This window comes from Paenimyroides viscosum (assembly GCF_003858535.1).
In the GTDB taxonomy this organism is placed as follows: domain Bacteria; phylum Bacteroidota; class Bacteroidia; order Flavobacteriales; family Flavobacteriaceae; genus Flavobacterium; species Flavobacterium viscosum.
On sequence record NZ_RQTJ01000017.1, the window covers coordinates 55,934 to 62,599 of the forward strand.

Sequence of the window (6,666 nt, forward strand, 5' to 3'; positions counted from 1 at the left end):
CCCGGCTAAAACCGGGATTTTTAAATTAAATATTATGAACGTTTTACACGAACAATTACAAAGTGCTATTTACTCTTTTGGATACAATTTATTAATACAATTTGGATTAAATAGTCAGGCAGCACACTACATTAATACCATTGCACTACTAATTGTATTCTTTGTGCTGTTGTATTTTATAGCCTTTGTATTGCGTAGAATTTTAATGTTGGTACTTATTAAAACCATTCGACGAAGCAAAACTAGATTCGATGATTTTTTAATTCATAATAAAGTACTAAAATACCTTACCTATTTAATTCCGCTTATCATAGCAAAACAGTCGTTACCTTTAATCTTTACTGGTTTTCCACAAATAACGTATCTATCGGTAAAAATGGTAGACATTGCGCTAATTGTTGCCTTTACATTATTATTAAAATCGGTTTTTTACACGTTTAAAGACGTACTACACAGCCGCAAACGTTTTACAGACAAACCTTTAGACAGCTATTTTCAGGTAGTATCTATTTTACTTTATATTGTTTGTTTTATCTTAATTTTTTCTGAATTAACCGGCAAAGAACCTTATGGTTTACTAACTGCCTTGGGTGCGGCATCGGCAATTGTTATTTTGGTTTTTAAGGATACTATTTTAGGATTTGTAGCCAGTATTCAAGTATCATCAAACGATATGGTTCGTGTAGGCGATTGGATCGAAATGCCAAAATACGGCGCAGACGGAACCGTTTTAATGATCAATTTAAGTACCGTAAAGGTTCAAAATTTCGATAAAACCGTAACTACAATTCCTACTTACGCATTGATTAGCGATTCGTTTAAAAACTACCGAACCATGCAAAAATCTGGTGGTCGTCGTATAAAGCGATCATTGAATATTAAAATGGGATCTATTAGATTTTTACAACAAGATGAGATCGAGGATTTAAAACGAATAAAACTTTTAAAATCGTATATTATTGAACGTCAGCAAGAAATATCAACATATAACCTAAATCATGTAGATGACCCTACAATGCTAGTAAATGGACGTAGAATGACAAACATTGGCTTGTTTCGCGAATACATAAAACGTTATTTATTAAACAACAGTAACATTCATAAACAGTTTCATTTAATGGTTAGGCACATGCAACCTACCGAACACGGTTTACCTATTGAAATTTATACCTTTACAAACACAGTTGAATGGCCTAAATACGAAGGCATAATGGCTGATATATTTGATCATGTGCTAGCTGTTGTTCCCTACTTCAAATTAGAGCTTTTTGAGCTACCAAGTGCTTCCGATATTCATGAAGTGCTTTTAGCAACAATGAATGAAAAACAATAACATTAAATTGTAAAACAAAAAAACCGGTGAGCATTACACTCACCGGTTTTTCAATTATTATTATTTAAATCTTACTTTTTAACGATTTTCACAAACTGTGAAGCTTTAGCTGTTTCAATCTTAACTAAATACGTTCCTGCACTTAATCTTGATAAGTCAACTTTTACTTCGTTGCCTTGGTAATCGTTTCCAAATACCCTCTGACCTGTTATCGTATACACTTCAACTTTCTTGATTTCTTCAATATAGCTGATGTTTAATTCAGAATCTACCGGGTTTGGATAGTATTTCAACTGTGCCAAATCTAACGATTCATTACTTAAATCTAACGTTACCGTAACCGGGGTTGGCACTGCGCTTCCACAATTGTTGGCATTTATTAATACACCGTAATACGTTGTTTGATCTTGTAACAAATGTGTTGCCAGTAATTGATTAACTTGTTGAACAGCATCGTTAGCACTTGCATACCAGCTTACGTTAGGTTGATTCATTTTTAAATCGGATACTTTAGCTGCAAACCCAAACATTTGTGATGATTGACCCGTTGGACTAGCCGGACGCGAACTTACATTTACCGCAATGTTCTTTCTTGCCGATATACAACTTCCGTTTTGGTTTGCTATATAATAACTTCCAGAGGTAATTAAGTAAGTACCCGGCAATGCTGCGGTTGTTGTATTATCTGTATACCAAACGTAATTGGTAGTTCCTGTATTCAAATCTGCAATGGTTGTGCCTTCACAAGTAGTGATTGATGCAATTGTTGGTACCGTGATGCTTGTTACTTGAACCTGAACAGATATACGGCTAGATTCACAACTACCAATAACTTGTTGTACATAATAGGTTCCCGTGGTTACAACGGTTGTATTTGCCAATGGAATCATTGATTGTAATGAGGAATACCAATTTAATGTTGCAGATGGATCTTTTGTTACCACCAAATCATTTAAAGTACTGCCACCACAAACCGTTTGGAACGATGCAGATGGTGCGTTTACTGCTGCTGCTACCGTAACTTGAATTGCTTGGCGTACTGATTCACATGTTCCAACAACCGAACTTACATAATAAGTTCCGTTTGCTAATAACTGACTTGAAGGTAACTGAACGCCACTTGTTGAACTGCTGTACCATCTTAATTGGGTATAGTTAAACCCGTCTACAATCATGTTTTGAATTCTTGTATTGCTACAAACATTCAATTGCGTTGTTACTAATGGCGTAGCTTGGCTTAAGGTTATTTGAACTGCTGTTCTTAAACTTTCGCAACCATTAACTGTTTGTGAGGCATAGTACGTTGTGCCATTTACTAACACCGTAGTTGATGGTAGCAAAGCCCCCCCTGTTGCTGTACTGTACCATTTTATATTACTGCCGTTAATTACAACATCTGCCAAAGTAGCATTTTGTCCTGCACAGAAACTGGCTGAATTTACACTTGGTGCATTTACAAACGCAGGTTCGCTAATGATAAATGTACGTGTTTGTGTACAATTATTAGCATCGGTAACTGTTACAACATAGCTGCCTTTTGTTAGGTTGCTTATTGTTGCGCCACTTTGACCATTGCTCCATAAATACGTATAAGGACCCACGCCGCCTGTTACTGATACTGTTGCTGAACCATTATTTTGTCCGTAACAACTTACATTGGTAGTACCTGCATCGCTTAATACTAATGCGCTAGGTTGTGAAATGCTTAACGACACGGGTGCCATTGCTGTACAACCGTTTGCATCGGTAACTACAACTACATAATTTCCTGCTGCTAAATTACTAACTGTAGCATTGTTAGTATTTAAACCGTGAGACCATGCATAAGTAAAAGGTGCCGTACCGCCAGTTACCGTTAAGGTAGCCGTTCCTGTATTTCCTCCATTACACTGCACATTACTTTGATTAGATACGGTAGCTGTTATAATACCTGGTTCTGTTATTACAAAAGTTTCTGTGATGGTATTCGCAGTTGCATCTGTTACCAAAACACTATATGTACCTGCTGCTAAACCTGTAGCAGTAGCATTGGTGCCACCGCTAGGTGACCATAAGTAGGTATAAGGTGCGTTTCCGCCCATTGCTACAATGGTAGCTGTTCCGTCAGCTCCTCCATTACATTTTGCGTTTGTTTGAGAGGTAGACTGTACCATTAATGGAATTGGCTGTATAATGGTGAAACTTTCTGTTACCGTACAACCATTGGCATCGGTTACCGTTACGGTATAAGTTCCCGCAACCAAACCTGTAGCTGTATCGGCTGTACCTCCAGATGGTGACCATGAATAAGTATACGGAGCTGTTCCGCCTGTTACTGAAACCGTCGCAGATCCATCATTGCCTCCGTACCAGGTAACATCGGTATGCGAGCTGTTTGCTACTGTTAAAACCGCTGGATCTGTAATAGTTACATTTTCTGTTATTACACAACCGTTTGCATCGGTAATTGTTACAGAATATGTTCCTGCAGCTAATCCCGTTAATGAACTGCTGGTATCTGCGTTGTTCCATAAGTAGGTATAAGGTGCCACACCGCCTGTTGGTGCAAGTACAACACTTCCGTTATTTAACCCATTACAAGTAATGTTTGTTGATGTTAAGTTAGAAACTATAACTGTTGGCTCTGTTATAGTAGCAGTAGCAGTAGTCGTAACATTATTAGCATCTGTTACCGTTACAGTATATGTTCCTACTGCTAAACCGGTAGCTGTAGCCGCTGTTCCACCCGATGGTGACCAAGAATACGTAAAAGGTGGCGTACCATTTGTAACTACTGCCGTAGCTGTGCCTACTGTACCTCCAAAACAAACATTATTAACAACAGTTGTAGTAGCTGTCGGAGGTGGTGTAACCTCAATTTTAATATCATCTAAAGAAATATACCAAGGTGAACTATTGATATATCCTTTTATTCCTACGTAATAAGTACCAGTAGTAGCTGGTGTAAACTTTCCAGTAATTAATTGATAACTACCATTAATAATACCTGTTTCAGGTACAATTGGATTTGCCATTGCGGTAGCTATTGCAGACGTGCCATAACTAATAGCAATATTTGAGTTTGCTGAATTGGCTGCATCTTGTCTTGCATACAACTCTACAGTATAACCTGTTCCTCCTATTAAACTTACGGGAATATAAATCCAATCTTCATTACCATATCGCAAATAAGCATTCCATGTACCTGTTCTTGGCGCTCTATTATAGTCGGTAGCTGTTGAATTTGCTGTCCAAACATCAGCACCTGTAATTGACTGTTGTAGTAAACAACCGCCAACTGCTGTTGCATTTGTGTAACCTGATTCAAAGCCTTCAAAATAAGGTATTGTATAAGGAGGGCAGTGTGTTTTAAAACTACCACCATTTACCCATTTACTAGTATCACCTGCTCCACAATTAGCACGAACCCACCAATAGTAGGTAGTACTAGCTGCTAATCCTGTTTCGGTATAGGGTGATGTTTTATTTGTACTTGATGGTACTGTACTGCTTGTAGGCGCAGTATTAGTGGTACTCCAATAAATTTCGTAATTATCTGATGGATTACTTGCAGAAGCTGTCCAAGAAAACGTTGCTCCTAAAGAAGTAATATTTGAAGATAATAAAGCTGTTGGAGTTAAGCATGATGGTGCCGGAATAATATTTACCTTGTAATCTTCAACATTTGCGTAAGAGCCTGTCCAACAAGGATCATTTGAGGTGTCATTATCTGTAGCTACAACCCGCATTGTTGTATTACCTAAAACCGCAGTTGCAGGAATAGTAATATTTCCTGTAACACTCGTTGGGTTTGCAGAACCTGATAAACCTATATGAATATTCTCTCCTGCATCTGTAAAATCTCCATCTTGATTAAAATCAATAAAAACCCGAACATTATACGAATATCCTGTTTCAAGTGTTACCGTAATAGGTTCAGTTGTGTTTTGTCCTAAATCGGTTGGTAATAAAGCTGTGAAATTTTGATATGTTGTAGTAGATACATTTGGATTTGATAAAGTTCCTAATTGAACATTTGTAATTCCATTATTATCCACAGAAGTTGGTACAGCAGTACAATAATTAAAAGTAATACCTGTTGTAAAAGTACGCTCAACACAACCTGTTGCAGCCCCCACACTATTTTTAGGAACAATTTTCCAATAATAAGTAGTATTAGCGTTTAATGTTACAGGTGTAAAAGAAGTTGTTGTAACATTAGTAGCTAAGGCAGGATTTGTAGCAGTACCTAAATATACATCGTAAGATGATGCATTAGGATCTGCTGCCCAAGTTAAAGTTGGGTTTTTTACCACTCCTGTTGCCAAATCTGCCGGCACGTGTGCTGTTGCGCAATTTGGTACTACAGTTGATGGAAAAACCAATTGTATTTGATTAATTGCGTTTTGTCTTGTTCCTGTTTGGGTTATATTGGCAGGATCAGGATTTGTGGTATCGTTTCTATAATAAATACATCTATTTGTTCCTGTTGGTGTCCAAACTCTTACATAATTACTAGAACCATCATAACCTGTAGCATTTTCATCCACAGCAACTACTAAATTATCGACATTATTGTATGCAAATGGAGTGGTTAAGATTATTTCGTACCAACCCGCAATAGGCGTGGCAGTTATTGTACCACTATAAACTTGTGTTAAACCTGCAGAGGTAATCCAATCTGTATTGGAAGAAAAAGACGTTTTGGAAGTATGTCCTAAATAAATTGTCCAGTTATTTGAACTTGTTAACGGAATACCTCCAACCATATAGAACTTAATTTTCTCAATATTTCCAGATGTCGCAATTTCACTTTGCAAAATAATCTGCTGTGAATAAGTATAACCCCAATTTGAGTTTACTGGTATGAGATAGGAAGTTGATGTACCTGAACCTACAGTAATTGTTTGTGCTCTTGTAGATATTGTAAGAAGCGCAAATAGTAAAAAAGTACAGATTAAAATAATTTTTTTCATATTTTTTTAGTTTAAAAAATTATAGCTTAAAGTAAAAGCAGAAATGTTATAACGAAAAAAAACAATCAATTAAGACAAAGAATAAGATAAAACTAAACTTAATCTTTATTTTTTACGCCCAACAAAACAATATTTTACTTTTTTCTAAATATTTGATAAATATAAAAAATAAATTGATAATAAAACAATTTTAACATAAAATAAAAACCGGTGAGCATTACACTCACCGGTTTTCAATTATTATTATTATTTAAATCTTACTTTTTAACAACCTTTACAAATTGTGATGCTGTAGCTGTTTCTATCTTAACTAAGTACGTTCCTGAACTTAATCTTGATAAATCAACTTTTACTTCGTTTGATTGGTAAGTACTACTT

The 6,666-nt window shown here is 36.2% G+C and carries 3 protein-coding genes; 1 reads left to right on the top strand and 2 read right to left on the bottom strand.

Going from position 1 to position 6,666, the window contains the following annotated elements:
• Positions 1 to 34 precede the first annotated feature (34 nt).
• Entirely contained in the window at positions 35 to 1,333 is a 1,299-nt protein-coding gene (locus EG242_RS09215; RefSeq protein ID WP_124899607.1) for a mechanosensitive ion channel family protein, read from the top strand.
• Positions 1,334 to 1,404: 71 nt separating this feature from the next.
• On the opposite strand, the gene EG242_RS09220 is transcribed toward EG242_RS09215, so the two are convergent.
• Together EG242_RS09220 and EG242_RS15235 are read right to left on the bottom strand one after the other, a co-directional pair.
• On the bottom strand, positions 1,405 to 6,288 hold the full coding sequence (locus EG242_RS09220; protein ID WP_124899608.1) for an Ig-like domain-containing protein: 4,884 nt from the start codon (positions 6,286 to 6,288) through the stop codon (positions 1,405 to 1,407).
• A 257-nt stretch (positions 6,289 to 6,545) separates the two neighbouring features.
• The coding region (locus EG242_RS15235; protein ID WP_148090576.1) for a T9SS type A sorting domain-containing protein at positions 6,546 to 6,666 on the bottom strand (121 nt) is incomplete at its 5' end.